This is a genomic window from Frankia nepalensis, from assembly GCF_016786325.1.
GTDB lineage: Bacteria > Actinomycetota > Actinomycetes > Frankiales > Frankiaceae > Pseudofrankia > Pseudofrankia nepalensis.
In genome coordinates this window covers 1-14,737 of record NZ_JADWYU010000123.1, presented here as the reverse complement: position 1 = coordinate 14,737, position 14,737 = coordinate 1, and the positions used below count along the sequence as shown (strand labels likewise).

Sequence of the window (14,737 nt, the reverse complement as noted above, 5' to 3'; positions counted from 1 at the left end):
GTTTTAGAGGTGCTGCTCGCCGGCGCGCGCCGCACGGATCCTCGCTCAAGCCGCTGGACTACCTGGACGCGGTCGCTCATGGGTCCCGCGGGGCAGGCCCGCAACGCGCCATGGCGACGAGGCGGCACCTGCCCCAGTTCCCCAACGTGATCCACTAGCGGAGTGGCTCACCACAGCGTGAGACGGGCTGCAACGGTACGAACCGGCTGCCGTCCTCGCTGACGCGGACAAAGTCGTAGCAGCCGCTGAGGTGGCCTCGGTTGGTGGCGAAGTCGATCGGGTGAGGGAGGAGCCCGTCTCCGTGGTAGTCATGGACGGCTCGCAGGCCCTGGATGAAGGCCGCGCGCGTGGGGCAGGGGCCGGCGGCCTCCAGTCCGCGCAGGAAGATGTCGGCGGACAGCCAGCCGAAGACCGCGCTCTGCTGGGCCGGCGGCTGGATTTGCGGCGAGTACATCTGCATCGCGGCGAGCAGGCGGCTGTGCGCCGGGGTGTTGGCCTCGAACGGGACGAAATCGAGATATATGACTGTTCCCGCGAGTTGCGGGCCGATCAGGCCCAGAAGGGTCTGGTCGTAACCGAGTGGTGACAGGACGACCTTGAGGTCAAGGCCGGCGGCGCGCGCGGCGGGCAATATCCTCGCGAGCACGTCGGGGAAGATCGAACCGGTGAGCGTGTCGATGCCGGCGGCCTTCATCTGCCGCACCAGCGATTCGAAGTTCGTAGTCCCCGCGGTGACGTTGAACGTCTGGTCAACCTGGACGCCGGCCGCTTCGAGGCTCTCCGCGAGTTGGCGGTGGAAGTTCTGGATCGCCTCGCTCATGGCCATGTCCACGAGCGCGGCGCGGGTACCGCCCTGGCTTCGGATGAGCTCCCCCCAGACGCTGTTCGAGCCCGCCGAGGTCGTGTAGTAGCTCCAGGCGAACATGTTCGGGTGCTGGGTCCAGGCGATCTCGCCGCCCACCCCGACGACGGGGATATCATGATCATCGAGGTATTGGGCGGAGCCGGCGCCGGTGGTCGTCCCCTCGATGATGCCGAATGTTGCGTCCGAGCCGACCAGCGTCTGCGCGCCGACCAGGTTCTGCGCCGGATCGGTGGCGTCGTCGTACCAGGAATAGACGACCTTCCTGCCGTTCACGCCGCCTTCGGCATTGACGACGCCGAGGCGGGCGTCGACGCCGGCCCGGAATGCCTGGAAGGCGGACTGCCCGGCCCCGGTGTCGCTGAAGAGCAGACCGGCTCTTATCTCGGACCCGCTTACTCCTGGCGCCGTGCACGAAAGCGCGGCTGTGCGCTCGTCGGAACCGCTCGGGCTGTCGCAGGCGGTCAGCATCGCCAGGCTGCCCAGAGAAAGCATTGCCGTGATCGTCCGGAACATTGGCCTTTTGCGTAAGGGCATGGCCGGATCTCCCTTCGTCGTTGGGTGACGTGTGCTGGAGGGACTGGTCGAGCCGCCGCCGTCCTCAGGAGGTCGTGGAGACGTCGTCATTTCGGCCAGGGCGAGGCGACCCGCTGTCGCGTCCGGCCGGCGCGCGGGTGGCTCGTCCTGAGCGGCGGCGCCGTCCGGCGGAGCGGATGCCGGCCGGGGATGTGCCTGGCCCGCCTCGGCGTGGGCCCAGGAGCGCGTGCGTGCCACGGTGCACGCGGACCGGCTCCCGCCGGCCGCCCGATGTGGCTGGATCTGCGCGCCTGGCCCTGTCCGAGCGCGTCAGCGCGAGCCTCGGCTCGCCTGTCCCTCGGCGCCGCGGCCCAGGGAGCCTCCCGCGGGGGATGGGACTGGCTCCCTGCCGGGCGCGGAGCCCCGTCGAGATGATCATTTGGCCCCCTCTGGTGGCGTGAGGCGTGTCGATGTGACCGTAGACACTCGCAGCCTAATAGTTGTAGGGTGGTTGTCTGATGGCCGTGGCCGCGCGGACCAGTTGAGATAGCAGGATCCACGTGAATGCCCGCCGGTTACCCGTGTCTCTGGCTGGCCACCGAGTGGAGCGGGTGATACCAACGGGCGCTTCCACGGCGGCCTTTCTGCGGGCCGCGGCCAGGACTGTTCCACGCGATCCAGGCGGACGGCGAGAGCGCCTCGGCCGTCAAGGTCAAGGAGTGTGCGCGGATCGTGGTTCTCGACGCGAGGGTGACGGAGAACAACGTTGGTTGTCTGACCAGGGGGACTGGCCGCGGACCGCCGCTCCGACGGCCGACGCGCGCGCCCGTGGCGCGCTGAGTGGCTCATGGGCGGACGTCGGCGAACGTGGCACCCACGAGTGAATCCGCCGACCGGCGCGGAGTTGGTCGGCTCGGCCGCCGTCAGGAATGTGGCGGTCGCTCCGCGTCGGACAAGACGTGCTGTGCGCTGCGCCTGCTGACCGTCACGTCGACCGCTGAGCGCACGCTCTCGGAAAGGGATGAAACATGATCGTCCGTGACCAGTTTCTGATCGACGGCGAGTGGCGTAAACCAAGTTCGTCGGCACGCATCCCGGTGGTGTCGCCGGCCACCGACGAGGTGATCGGCGATGCTCCCGACGCGAACGCCGAGGACGTCGACGCCGCGGCGAGGGCGGCACGCCGCTCGTTCGCCGAGGGCGCCTGGCGAGGGAAGCCGGTCGAGGAACGTGCCGCGATCCTCGAGGCGGCGATGACGCTCCTGGAACCGAAGCTCGAGCAGATCGGCGACCTCGTGACGTCGGAAATGGGATTACCGACGTCGATCGCGCGGATGCAGATCCCGGGCGCCCTGGCCACCGGACGGTACTTCCTGGAAGTCGCGAAGACGGACTCGTTCAGCGAGGTCCGGCGCACCGCGTACGGCCCCACGGCGGTGCTGAAGGAGCCGGTCGGCGTCGTGGCATCGATCGCGCCGTGGAACGGCCCCTTCAACATGGCCATCTCGAAGATCCTGCCCGCGCTGGTCGCCGGGTGCAGCGTGATCTACAAGCCTGCCCCGGAGACCCCGCTGGACGGGTTCTCCATAGCCGAGGCGCTGGTCGCCGCGGGAGTACCCGCGGGGGTGTTCAACTACCTCACCGGCGACCGCGCCGCCGGGAGGGCGCTGGTCGCGCATCCGGAGGTCGACAAGGTCAGTTTCACCGGGTCAACGGCGGCCGGCCGGGAGATCGGCAGGGAGTGCGGCGGGAGCTTCAAACGGCTGCAGCTGGAACTGGGCGGCAAGTCCGCGGCGATCGTGCTCGACGATGCCGACATCGAGACCACGATGGCGGGACTGGCGGTGGGGTCGTTCTTCAACACCGGCCAGGTATGTGCGGCCTACAGCCGAGTGCTGGTTCCAAGGAGCCGGTTCGACGAGGTTGTCGGCGCCCTGGTCGCGACCGCGGAGTCGTTCGTCGTCGGGGATCCGTTCGACCCCTCCACCACGATGGGGCCGCTGGTGTCCAGGCGTCAGCAGGAACGGGTGCTGTCCTACATCGAGATCGGAAAGTCCGAAGGGGCGACGGTGGCTACCGGTGGCGGGGTGCCCACGGGGTTGGACAAGGGCAGCTACGCACAGCCGACGGTCTTCACGAACGCGGACAACGGGATGCGCATCGCCCGTGAGGAGATCTTCGGGCCGGTCGCGGTCGTGCTGAGCTACGACACGGTGGACGAGGCGGTGGCGATCGCGAACGACTCGGACTATGGCCTGCACGGGGCGGTGTTCACCGGCGACCCGCGGCGGGCGGCGGATGTGGCGCGCCGGGTGCGGACCGGGACGTTCAGTGTCAACTCCTTCACCTACAACACCGAGGCGCCGTTCGGCGGGGTGAAGTGCTCGGGCATCGGTCGCGACACCGGTCCCGAGGCAGTGCAGGCCTACTACGAACTCAAGACGGTCAACCTCACGGAGAACATGGAGCCCCTCTTCTCGTGAACGGACGGCCGGGGCGGCGCGCCCACCGCCCCGGCCGCTCCGACGCGGAGTGGCGCACTTCGTGCGACTGACCCGGTCGACCCCGCCGTACCGGACATCATCGTCCAGCGCGCGACTCGAGTTCCCGGCGCCAGCAGGCGTGGGGGCGGGTGCTGGCGTCGGACCGGTGTGAGCACACAGGTTTCGAGGATTCGGCGGGGGAAGAACCCTCGTTGACAGGATGGTAGCGGCGGATAGGTCCGGCATCGGCAGGCTGCGGTCACCGAGAGCAGGCGAGGACGGTGGAGTCTCGGCGCCGACGCGGTGGGAGCCGACGCGGCTGGAGGCAGCAGCGGCGTCGGCTCGCCGCTGTCGGTTCCCGCCTGCTCCTTGGCGAGGACGGGGCCGTCGGCGCGGACGCAACGGTCACTGACCGGCTCTTCGCGGTCAGAGGCATGATGGGGCCGCTCATGGCGGCGAAGGACTGGGCCTCCACCCCCCTTGGCCCAGTCCCGGACTGGAGCGTCAGCTTGCGGACGGCCGTGGCCATCTGCCTGGAGTCCCGTTTCCCGATGGTGGTCCAGTGGGGGCCGGAGCACGTCTACCTGTACAACGACGCCGTGGCTCCACTTCTGGGGCGTAAGCATCCTTACGTCCTTGGGCGCCCCTTCGCTGAGGGATGGCCCGAGATGTGGGGTGCCATGCGCCCGATATTCGATCAGGTGATGTCGGGTCGAGGTGCCACATGGTTCGAGGACTGGCGCTTGTCCGTTGATCGGTATGGCTATCCGGAGGAGTGCTACGTAACCATTTCCTATAGCCCGATTCGCGACATCTCGGCCGGGGGTGTCGTAGCCGGGATCCTCGGCACATTCCTGGAAACGACCCCACAGATCCTCGCGACCAGGCGTCTCGCCTGCCTCCGCGAGATCGGCTTCGCCGTTTCAGACAAGCGTAGCCGGCAGACGGTCTGTCGCGCCGCCGCCGCGGTGCTCGACCGTTTCTACGACGATATTCCATTCGGGGTGATTCTCCTCCACGAGTCGCGGGCTCGGCCGGCTCTTCGTCCGATGGCCACGTGGGGCTTGGCTGATGAGCAGGCCGCGCTTGGCCTGCTGGGCGTGTTCGACCCCGACCCGCCCCGAGACTTCGCGGTCGCGCTGTCGTCCCACCAGCCGAGGATTGTCGAACGGCTGCCGAGATCATTTCCCCTCAGACGGGACGGGTCGCCGGCGCCGGGCGCGGCGATCATCGTGCCTCTCGCCAGCAGCTCCGAGAACTGGCCCATCGGACTCCTTGTCGCCGGGATCGGAAGCCGTCTTGCCTTCGACCGTGACTACTGTGACTACGTAGAGCTGGTGGCCAGCCAGATCTCGGCCGCAGTGGTCAGGGCAGGTATGGATGAGGCGCAGCGGGCCGCGGCGGCGGAGGCCCGCCATCGAGCCCGGCACGATGAACTCACCGGCCTGCCGAACCGGACGGTGCTGGTCGACCGGCTTCGCCGGGCGCTGATCGATACTGGACGGCATCGGAACCAGATCGGCCTCGTCTTCGTCGATCTTGATGGATTCAAGGCGGTCAACGACACGTTGGGCCACCAGGCGGGCGACGAGGTGCTCCGGGAGGTGGCCACAAGGCTCAGGCAGGTTGTTCGTCCAGGCGATACCGTGACCCGCGTCGCGGGGGACGAGTTCGCGATTCTTCGTCCAGCCATCGCCGAACCTGCTTCGATCCGTACTCTCGCCGACTCCGTGATCGCCGCCGTGAACGTCACGCGAACTGCGGACGGACAGGCGATCGCGGTGACCGCCAGCGCGGGCGTCGCCCTGTCGGGCGAGGAGCTAGATGACTGCGAAAGACTGCTGCGTGCCGCCGACAGCGCGATGTACGTCGCGAAGCGTAGCGGTGGCAGCCGTTACGCGATCTTTGACGAGGCCATGTTGACCTAACAGCCGGCCGGGGGTTTACGAGCCCTGACGCAGCCGGGGAACCGCCATCTCGATCGTGTCAGCCCGCGTGTCCGGACCACGGCAAGGGACACCAGCCGCACCATCATGTGGGGTCAGGTACGAGGGCGTCTGGCAGCGAAGTTGCAGCTCAATCTGCGCCATGTCCTCGCCGATTGGCGGCTACCGGGGCGCCGGGTCGGCGGAGCTCCCAGTATCGGGTCACTGCGACGGCACAGTCCTGCCCGGAACTGGGGTGTTGGAGCGAGGGTTACTGCTCGCCGATGATCGGATGTTCGGCGGTTATGGCCTCGCCAGCGTCAGGGGCGATCGTGGTGTCATGGCTGGCGGCCCAGCTGGCGAGGAGCTTGAGGGCGTCTTCGGTGGCTGATCCGGGTGGGGCGGTGTAGACGGTGAGGTTGAGGCCCCGCAGGTCGTCGGTGGGCAGGTCGATGGCTTCGAAGACGAGGTCGAGGTGGCCGACGACGGGGTGGTGGAAGCTTTTGGGCCCGGTGTAGTGCAGGCGTACGTCGTGGCCGGCCCAGCGGGAGCGGAACTCGTCGCTGCGGGTGGCGAGTTCGCCGACGAGGTCGGTCAGGTCGCGGTCGTGGGGGTCTCGGCCGGCTTCGGTGCGCATGATGGCGACGGTGGTGTCGGCGGCGGTGTCCCAGTGGGGGTAGAAGTCGCGTGCTCTCGGGTTGAGGAAGTTGAACCGGGCGATGTTGACCGGCCCGGGCTGGTCGCCGTGGTCGAACATGGGGGCGTAGAGGGCGCGGCCGAGTGTGTTGCTGGCCAGGATGTCCATGCGGCCGTTGCGGACGAACGCCGGCGCGGCGGTCATCGAGTCGAGCATCCACTGCACGCTTGGGCGGATGCGTGGCCTGGGCCGGCGGTGGGGTCTGCGGGTCGGTCTGGCGGCGCGGGCCAGGTCGTGGAGGTGGGCCTGTTCGGCCTCGTCGAGCTGGAGCGCGCGGGCGACCGCGGCGAGCACGTCGTCGGAGACGTCGGCGATGTGTCCGCGTTCGAGGCGTACGTACCAGTCGGTGCTCATGCCGGCGAGTACGGCGACTTCCTCGCGCCGTAGCCCGGGGACCCGCCGCCGGCCGGTGACGGGCAGCCCCACCTGCTGCGGGCTGATCTTGGCGCGGCGGGTGGCCAGGAAGTCGCGGATCTCGGCCCGGGTGTCCACCCCAACCAGGCTACGGAGGCTGCTCCTGGGGTGGGAGGGAGAGCTTCTACCCCGATAAGCCCGCCCTCCCACAGGCACGCCGAGACGCGTTGCATGGTCGTGCCGAGCGCGACGCGGCGCGCTATCGGTGCCCGACCGGTGGCGATCAGGAGCGGGGCGCTCCGGCCTGAGGCCGCGTCGCCGCGCCGCTGGTTGGCCTGGCCTGTCTCGGGCAGCGCCACAGGCAGGGGAACGTGCGGTCAGCAGTCGCGATATACGACGGAGAGTGGCAGATGCGTGGTGTGGTGATGCTCGGCCCCGGAGAGGTCCAGGTGCAGGAGCGGCCGGACCCGACGATCGTCGAGCCGACCGATGCGATCATCCGTGTCTCGGCGGCCTGTGTCTGCGGGTCGGACCTGTGGCCGTGGCGCGGCGTGGACGCGCTCGACGGGCCCGCCCCGATGGGGCACGAGTACGTCGGCGTCGTCGAACAGGTCGGCAGCGCGGTCGCGACTCTCAGGCCCGGGCAGTTCGTCGTCGGGTCGTTCTTCGCCTCCGACAACACCTGCGAGATCTGTCGGGCCGGCTACCAGAGCCGCTGCGTGCACGCCGTCCTGATGGGCGCGATCGGGACGCAGGCCGAGCGGGCGCGCATCCCGCTCGCCGACGGCACGCTGGTCGCCACCCCGGAGATGCCGCCGGCGGAGCTGGTCCCGAGCCTGCTCGCCGCGTCCGACGTGCTGGGCACAGGATGGTTCGCCGCCGTCGCCGCCGTCGCCGCGGAGGCCGGGCCGGGCAAGACGGTGGCGGTCGTCGGTGACGGCGCCGTCGGTCTGCTCGGGGTGCTCGCCGCCCGGCAGCTCGGCGCGGAACGGATCATCGCGATGAGCCGCCACGCCGACCGGCAGGCGCTGGCCCGCGCGTTCGGCGCGACGGACGTCGTCACGGAGCGCGGTGACGACGGCGTCGCCGCGGTCAAGGAGCTCACCAAAGGTCTCGGGGCGCACTCGGTGATCGAGGCCGTCGGCACGCAGGAATCGATGATGCAGGCCATCCGCTCCACCCGCCCCGGCGGGCATGTCGGCTACGTCGGCGTCGCCCACAACGTGCGGCTGCCCGGCGAGGAGCTGTTCTTCTCCGGCGTGCACCTGCACGGCGGACCCGCCCCGGTACGCCGCTTCCTGCCCGAGCTGATCGACCTGATCTGGCGCCGCCAGATCGACCCGGGCAAGGTCTTCGACCTGACCGTGCCCCTCGACGCCGCCGCCGAAGGCTACCGGGCCATGGACGAACGCCGCGCGATCAAGACACTGCTCACCGTGTGACCCCCGCGGCCCCGAAGAGATCGCCTCGGCGGTGCCGTGACGGTGCTTGGACCTCCCCGGCTTCCCGATCGGCCGCGCCCTCGTCGACGGCGGCCGAGCCCGCTGCTGACCGCCCGCCGCCCGCGCGTCGACTCGGAAGGATGAACAATGCGACCGAAGGCCTTCGCGGCCGCCCTCGGCCTCGCGGCGCTGGTCGCGCTCGCCGCGTGCGGCTCTCCAGCGGGCGAGACACGAGGGGACGGTGAGTCCTCACCGACCGCTCAGCCCGGCGAATCCGTCACACCGCCCGCGTCACCCAGCTCGGCCGCGGCGGGCGGCGCGGGCGGCGACGTGGACCAGGTAGTGGGTACCGTCGTGCGATTCTCCTCCCGCGCGACGTCGGTCGACGTCACCATCGATGAAGACAATCCCGCCGCCCGTGACTTTCTCTCGATGCTTCCGCTCACACTCACCATTGAGGAGTTCACCGGCCGGGAAAAGATCAGCTACCTTCCGCGCGAACTTGAGTACCGCGATTCCCCGGGGTCCGACCCGGAGGACGGCGACCTGATCTATTACATCCCGTGGGGGAATCTCGGCTTCTACTACAACACCGCCGGGGTTGGCTACTCCGCCCAGACGGTCCACCTGGGCACCTACGACGCCTCGCTTGAACAGCTCGAACTCCTCGAAGGAGAGGGCATCACCGTGGAGGTCGTGGGCAAAGGTTCGTAGGCCGGGCGGGGCACGGTTCGTACCCCGTCAACATCCAGCGTGCCGGAAGCGGAACAGAGCCGGCGGCTCGATGGCAGGCGGCGTGGGCGAATCCGATGAAGGCTACCGAGCCCAGGCCATGTTGCTGCCCGCGATGACCGGCACCAGGGAACTGCCGTCGACCGGAACACAGAGGTGAAGCGCTCCCTGCAGCCCTGTCCGCGCGCGGTAGTCGCCGAGGACGGCTTCCGCGAAAAGGTCGGTGTAAGCGGTGTCGACCAGCGCGACCACGCAGCCGGCGAACCCTCCGCCGGTCAGGCGGGCGCCGTGGCAGCCGGGGGCGGCCTGGCAGGAGGCGACGGCGGCGTCCAGTTCCGGGCTCGACACCTCGAAGTCGTCCCGGAGCGATCGGTGGCCGTCGGCGAGCACCATTCCGGCGCGGGGGAGGTTCCCGCGGCGAGCCACCGGCCGCCGCGCCCGCCCAGCGCGACGCCGGCATCACCCGTGAGTGGCGGATCATCCAGGCACTGTCCGGCACGGACGTGCCCCACACCAAGGCGCTGGCCATGTGCCCGGACGCCGCCGTGCTGGGCCGGCCGTTCTACCTGATGGGTTTCGTCGACGGCTGGTCGCCGATGGGCAGCATCGGGCTGCTGCCGGAACCGTTCCAGAGCCAGCCCGCCGCGCGCGCCGAACTGGCCCACGAACTGATCGAGGGCGTCGTACGCCTGGGCGCGGTCGACTGGCAGGCGAACGGGCTGTCCGGCCTCGGCCGCCCGGACGGCTTCCACGACCGTCAGGTCGCGCGGTGGACGTCCTTCTACCACCGGATCCGGGCCCGTGAGGTGCCCGGCTACGACGAGGCGACCCGGTGGCTGGACCGCCACCGCCCGCTCGACTTCCAGCCCGGCATCATGCACGGCGACTACCAGTTCGCGAACGTGATGTTCCACCACGGCCGCCCCGGCCGGCTCGCCGCGATCGTCGACTGGGAAATGGGAACCGTCGGCGACCCCAAGCTCGACCTGGCCTGGGCCCTGCAGGGCTGGCCCGAGAACACCACCGCCGACGCCGGCAGCGTCGGCTACATCGACGTCACCGGCATGCCGGGACGTTCGGCGCTGCTCGACCACTACGCCACGCGGTCCGGGCGGCAGGTCGACGACTTCGACTACTACATAGTCCTGGCCCGCTGGAAACTCGCGATCGTGCTCGAGCAGGGCTTCCAGCGCGCCGGCGACGACGAGAAACTGCGCAGCTTCGGCCCCATCGTCCTGCAGCTCATGCGCGACGCCGCCGAACTCGCCGAAACCAGCGACTACCCGGAGGCACGCTGATGTCCAGATCACCGTCGGAACTGTTCGACCTGAACGGCAAGGTCGCGGTCGTGACCGGCGGCAGCCGCGGCATCGGCCACGCCGTCGTCGAGGGGCTCGCCGCGGCCGGCGCCGACGTCGTCATCGCCAGCCGCAAGCTCGACAACTGCCGCGCCGCCGCCGCCGAAGTGGAGCGCGCAACCGGGCGCAAGGCGCTGGCCGTCGCGACGAACGTCAGCCACTGGGACGAGTGCGACCGCCTCGTCGACACGGTGTACGACGCCTTCGGCGCCTGCCATGTCCTCGTCTCGAACGCCGGGCTCTCGCCGCTGTACACCGACCTGGTATCGGTGACCGAAGCGCTGTACGACAAGACGCACGCGGTCAACGCCAAGGGGCCGTTCCGGCTGGCGGCCCTGTTCGGTACCCGCATGCACGCCGCCGACGGCGGGTCGATCATCAACGTGTCCACGGCGGGGTCGCTGCGCCCAGGCGTGGACGACCTGCCGTACGCGATGGCCAAGGCCAGCCTGAACGCGATGACGCTCGGACTGGCCGGTGCCTGGGCACCGAAGGTACGAGCCAACGTCGTCCTGCCCGGGGCCTTCGACACCGACATCACCAAGGCCTGGACACCAGAGCAGAAGCAACACGCCGGCGAGGCGAACCCGATGCGGCGGATCGGCCGGCCCGACGACCTCGTCGGCCTCTGCGTGTTCCTCGCCAGCGACGCGTCGGCCTACCTCAACGGCGCGCAGATCCTCGCCGACGGCGGCGCCTACCGGACCCTGTGATGGGAACTGGCCCCGGCAGGACGAGGTGGGCCTGGGCGAATGGGCCGACGCGGCGGGGGCAGCCGCAGTAGCGGTCGAGGATGTGCCAGTTTTTCAGGACCGCGAAGCCACGCTCGCCGGGTGCGCGGGTGGCCGCGTGGGCGCGGTTGGCCTCTTTGAACTCGTCGGGTAGTTCGTCGTTGGGGGGCTTCTTGTGGGGGACGAGGAGGTGGTCGCTCTCGCCGCCGACGTAGGCCTTGTCCGCGTACAGGTAGATCGTCTCCGCCTGGTTGATCACGTGCAGGACGTTGTGGGTCCGGGCGGCGGTGAGGTCGTGGGTCGAGCCGGGCAGCCCGTCGGAGATCCAGATCATGCGGCCGTGGGGGTCCATCAGGCCCTGGAGGTTGACGCCGTGGTGGCGGTGCTTGCCGGAGTAGTACGGCTTGTTGTGGGCGCGGATCCGGTTGGTGCGCACGAGGGTGCCGTCGAGGATGAGGAAGTTGCTCCAGGTCCAGGCGAAGGTCCAGACGGCGGCGAGCAGGGTCCGGCCGCGGCGAGCGAGCAGGTCGACGGCCTCGTGGACGTAGCGGCACACGGTCGCCACACCGATGCCGAAGCCCTCGGCGAGGCGGGTGTAGGTGTCGCCGTTGCGCAGGTGCGCGAGCACCAGAAGCGCCTGCTCACGGGTCTGGAGCTTGCGCCAGGTCCCGCGCTGGGCGCGGTCGTCGGCGAGGAGTGCGGCCAGGAAGTCCAGGGTCGCTTCGGGCAGGTCGATGGTGCCGGGGTAGGTTAGCAACCAGAGTCCTCGGTCAGGGAACAGTGGATTAGGCACCCTGTGATCTACCGGGGACTCGTCTATTTTCGGCGGCCGTACCGACAACGGTTGGTCAAGCCGGTGGCGCTGTTGGCGCTGGAGAGTTTGACCGGGGATCAGGAAAACCCAGATGGAAAAGGCTCATTGATCTGAATAAGTTTGATGGCACCGTTATTGATCCTTCTGCTGCGGCGGGTCGTAATGCTGCCGGAACTAGGGGTGTTACGACGACCGATCGAAGTAGTGCCTCCGCCGAGGTACTTCTTGTGGGGAATGTTCCTCCGGGCGCAACGAGATGGGTTGTAGGGGGTTAGCGATGTCGGATGTAACAAAAGGTCTCAGGATCTCCTGGGCGCGGTTTGATACCTCCCTTCGCATGGGCGAAGGGTTCAGTGTCGACGCTTATCGGGAACTCTGCGACCGGCTCGGAGAATGTGCTGTCGCGTGGCGGGAGGTGGAGTGTATACCTAGACTCGCGGCGAACATCCTCGCTGACATTCTCCCTGCAATGGAATCCGTGATCACTCTTTATGGGGATGCTGAAAAGCCGAAGATCAGAGAGGCGATGTACTCAATTCAAGAACTGATATGGGAATGCGTCGCAATCGATCCTGGGGAGCTTGAGTAGCCTGTGGGGGCGTCGAGGATTTGGTGGGGGAGGGGAGGACTACGCCCGCAGAACGGTGACGGTGCGGCCGGTAGGGGTGGTCGCGGTGTCGAATTGGGTGCGTTCGCTGAGGTCGGGGGCGTCGGGGCGGCGGTCGAAGATGATGAGGGTGCCGGTGTTGAGGCTGAGGCGGTCGAGGTAGCGGTCGAGCTGGGTCAGGCCTCGGCGCAGCGGGTCGGCTTTGCCGGGGTGCCAGACCTTGAGTTCGAGGGCTTCTCGCTGCCAGTGGCGTTTGCCGTCGTGGGTGTGGGGCCAGCGGATGAGGAGGTCGATTCGGCCTCGGCCGACGCCGTATTCCCGTTCGACGTAGCCGCCGCCGTTGACGACGCGTTGGAGGAATCCCATGAGGACGAGTTGTGGGGCGACCTCGTGGTAGTGCTCGGTTGAGGTCAGGACGTCGCCGTGTTCGATCCAGAACTCGGCGAACTCCCGCAACAGCAGTGCGAGGTCGAAGCGGCCGTCTGGTAGGACGAAGCTGCGGGGGTCGGCGACGACGTTGGCCTCGACCTGGGTGGTCAGGATCCGGACGATGACCTCCCGGTAGATGGGGTTGGCGATCCGGACCGGGTTCTTGGGGGCGATCAGGCCGAGGTCGCGGGTGTAGGCGAGGTCGTCGTCGTAGGGGTCGAGCTGTACCAGGTCGCCGGCGAGCAAGGGCTGTACGATCCGGCGGACGCGTGGCTCGGCGAGTCGGGCGGCCAGCGAGTCCAGGTGCGTCGCCCGCGCCAGGATCAGCCGCTCCTTGGCCTGTTCCAGGTGGTCGACCGTGATCGGTACCGACGCTGGCACTGCCATCTCCTTGACTATCTCGTTGGCCAGCGCGTTGACCAGCCACGGCTGGCCAGCGGTCAGCTCGAACGCCCGCTCCAATGCCGCTGGGGTGAACTCCTGCCGGGTGTCCGCTGTGTGCTGGCCGTAGAGCTCGGCGACCTCGTCCGCCGTGAAGTCCCCCAGCCTCAGCGATTTGATCTTGATGTTGAACGGGCTTGCCGTCCCCAGCCGGGATGGGTCGCCCCCGGAGGCGGCCTTGTAGTCACGGACGTCGCGCAGGCCACACAGCGCGATCGAGGCCGGGAAGCTGGTCGGGCGGTCGCGGTAGCCGTCCCGCAGCTGGCTGAGAACGCTGATCAGACTCTGTCCGCTCAGCGCGTCGATCTCGTCAAAGAACAGTGCCAGCGGCCGGGGGCAGACCTGGGCCCAGGCCGCGAGGCCCGCCGCGAGAAGGGTGCCTTCCGACGCCTCCGGCCACGGCGGCGGGCGTAGGTCCGCAGGCAGCGCCGTGTTGGCCGCGGCGCGGATCCGGGAGAGAATGTCGCGAGTCGCGGCGCCGTAGTTGTCACCGGCGGCGCGCCCCGCCTCGCAGGAGAACAACAGGGCGGCGTAGCGGCCTTTGGCTGTCAGTTCCTCGGCGAGCGCGGTCAGTGTGGTCGTTTTCCCGGTCTGTCGGGGCGCGTGTACGACGAAGTACCCTTCCTGGTTCACCAGATCGGGAACCTCCGGCAACCGTGACACCGCTGGGATCATGTAGTCGATTCCAGGCCGGCACGGACCAGCCGTCTGGAACCGGCGAGCCATCGATCGTCACACTCCCAGGCCAGGCGGCACGGATCACGCTGCGCCCACCACCCTACGCACCACCACCGATCGGCGATCTCACCCGGCAGCGACGCGGCCGCTCTCGCGGCATCTCAGGTGACGTCGGCGCTGGTGGCCGTCGGATGTCGGTGCCGCGCTGGCCGCTCCTCCTGGCCGGACGGTGCCGGCGACATCGTGGCGGCGTTCACCATCGACGGCACGGCCCTCACTGACGACCGTGCCTACGACCCCTTCGGCGCCCCGGTCGTCGCCGGCGACCCGAACCTGCGCATCGGCTACCAGGGCAGCTGGACCGACCCCGACACCGGCCTGGTCAACGCCCAGGCCCGCTGGTACAACCCGGCCACCGCCACCTTCCTGTCCCGCGACACCGCCGACCTGCCCTGGACCGGCGCCCCTGCCGACAACCGCTACACCTACGCCGCCGCGAACCCGGTCACCTACACCGACCCGACGGGCTTTCGGGTCAGCCCCGACGCCGAGATGCGCCAGTCGGTCGCCGAGGCGAACCGCAAGTACGGGCGTACCGACATGAAGTGCAACGCCATCGGCCAGTGCGCTCCCGGCAAGGCCCCGGCCATCGTCCGGGGTAAGCCCCA

Annotated in this window: 12 protein-coding genes and 1 pseudogene; 8 read left to right on the top strand and 5 right to left on the bottom strand. The window is 69.0% G+C overall.

All coding sequences use genetic code 11. The annotated features are described in order from the left end of the window. Positions 1-154: 154 nt before the first annotated feature. Positions 155-1,357, bottom strand: coding sequence for an ABC transporter substrate-binding protein (locus I6A81_RS16190; protein ID WP_238429306.1), 1,203 nt, complete (start codon positions 1,355-1,357; stop codon positions 155-157). Between the two features lie 1,049 nt (positions 1,358-2,406). Between I6A81_RS16190 and I6A81_RS16185 the strand changes: the two genes are divergently transcribed. Both I6A81_RS16185 and I6A81_RS16180 read left to right on the top strand, forming a co-directional pair. Continuing rightward, positions 2,407-3,861 (top strand): aldehyde dehydrogenase, encoded by a 1,455-nt coding sequence (locus I6A81_RS16185; protein WP_203003651.1) that lies wholly within the window; start codon positions 2,407-2,409, stop codon positions 3,859-3,861. A 449-nt stretch (positions 3,862-4,310) separates the two neighbouring features. Continuing rightward, positions 4,311-5,789 (top strand): sensor domain-containing diguanylate cyclase, encoded by a 1,479-nt coding sequence (locus I6A81_RS16180; protein WP_203003650.1) that lies wholly within the window; start codon positions 4,311-4,313, stop codon positions 5,787-5,789. 268 nt (positions 5,790-6,057) lie between these two features. Here I6A81_RS16180 and I6A81_RS16175 read toward each other — a convergent pair whose 3' ends face one another. Continuing rightward, complete coding sequence (locus tag I6A81_RS16175; protein ID WP_238429311.1) at positions 6,058-6,984, bottom strand: helix-turn-helix transcriptional regulator; 927 nt, start codon at positions 6,982-6,984, stop codon at positions 6,058-6,060. A gap of 263 nt (positions 6,985-7,247) precedes the next feature. Here I6A81_RS16175 and I6A81_RS16170 point away from each other — a divergent pair, with 263 nt between their 5' ends. After that, entirely contained in the window at positions 7,248-8,279 is a 1,032-nt protein-coding gene (locus I6A81_RS16170; RefSeq protein WP_203003648.1) for a zinc-dependent alcohol dehydrogenase family protein, read from the top strand. 147 nt (positions 8,280-8,426) lie between these two features. Then, the gene (locus tag I6A81_RS16165; protein ID WP_203003647.1) at positions 8,427-8,993 is read left to right on the top strand and encodes a cyclophilin-like fold protein; all 567 of its coding nucleotides are present in this window, start codon (positions 8,427-8,429) and stop codon (positions 8,991-8,993) included. A 102-nt stretch (positions 8,994-9,095) separates the two neighbouring features. Here I6A81_RS16165 and I6A81_RS16160 read toward each other — a convergent pair whose 3' ends face one another. Beyond that, the gene (locus I6A81_RS16160; RefSeq protein WP_203003669.1) at positions 9,096-9,404 is read right to left on the bottom strand and encodes a hypothetical protein; all 309 of its coding nucleotides are present in this window, start codon (positions 9,402-9,404) and stop codon (positions 9,096-9,098) included. Positions 9,405-9,421: 17 nt separating this feature from the next. Here I6A81_RS16160 and I6A81_RS16155 point away from each other — a divergent pair. Together I6A81_RS16155 and I6A81_RS16150 are read left to right on the top strand one after the other, a co-directional pair. Further along, a pseudogene (locus I6A81_RS16155) lies at positions 9,422-10,309 on the top strand (phosphotransferase family protein); the annotation flags it as partial. Further along, the gene (locus tag I6A81_RS16150) at positions 10,309-11,082 is read left to right on the top strand and encodes an SDR family NAD(P)-dependent oxidoreductase (RefSeq protein ID WP_203003646.1); all 774 of its coding nucleotides are present in this window, start codon (positions 10,309-10,311) and stop codon (positions 11,080-11,082) included. The pseudogene I6A81_RS16155 and the gene I6A81_RS16150, both read left to right, overlap by 1 nt. Here I6A81_RS16150 and I6A81_RS16145 read toward each other — a convergent pair. Then, on the bottom strand, positions 11,033-11,857 hold the full coding sequence (locus tag I6A81_RS16145) for a transposase family protein (RefSeq protein WP_238429305.1): 825 nt from the start codon (positions 11,855-11,857) through the stop codon (positions 11,033-11,035). The two genes, I6A81_RS16150 and I6A81_RS16145, sit on opposite strands and share 50 nt — an antisense overlap. 334 nt (positions 11,858-12,191) lie before the next feature. On the opposite strand from I6A81_RS16145, the gene I6A81_RS16140 reads away from it, so the two are divergent. Next, positions 12,192-12,503, top strand: coding sequence for a hypothetical protein (locus tag I6A81_RS16140; RefSeq protein ID WP_203003645.1), 312 nt, complete (start codon positions 12,192-12,194; stop codon positions 12,501-12,503). 39 nt (positions 12,504-12,542) lie between these two features. Here the strand turns inward: I6A81_RS16140 and I6A81_RS16135 are convergent, their stop codons facing one another. After that, positions 12,543-14,117: an AAA family ATPase gene (locus I6A81_RS16135; RefSeq protein WP_203003644.1), complete on the bottom strand. Its 1,575-nt coding sequence runs from the start codon at positions 14,115-14,117 to the stop codon at positions 12,543-12,545. Between the two features lie 195 nt (positions 14,118-14,312). On the opposite strand from I6A81_RS16135, the gene I6A81_RS16130 reads away from it, so the two are divergent. Next, positions 14,313-14,737, top strand: a 425-nt coding sequence (locus tag I6A81_RS16130; protein ID WP_203003643.1) for an RHS repeat-associated core domain-containing protein, incomplete at its 3' end; no start/stop codon positions are given.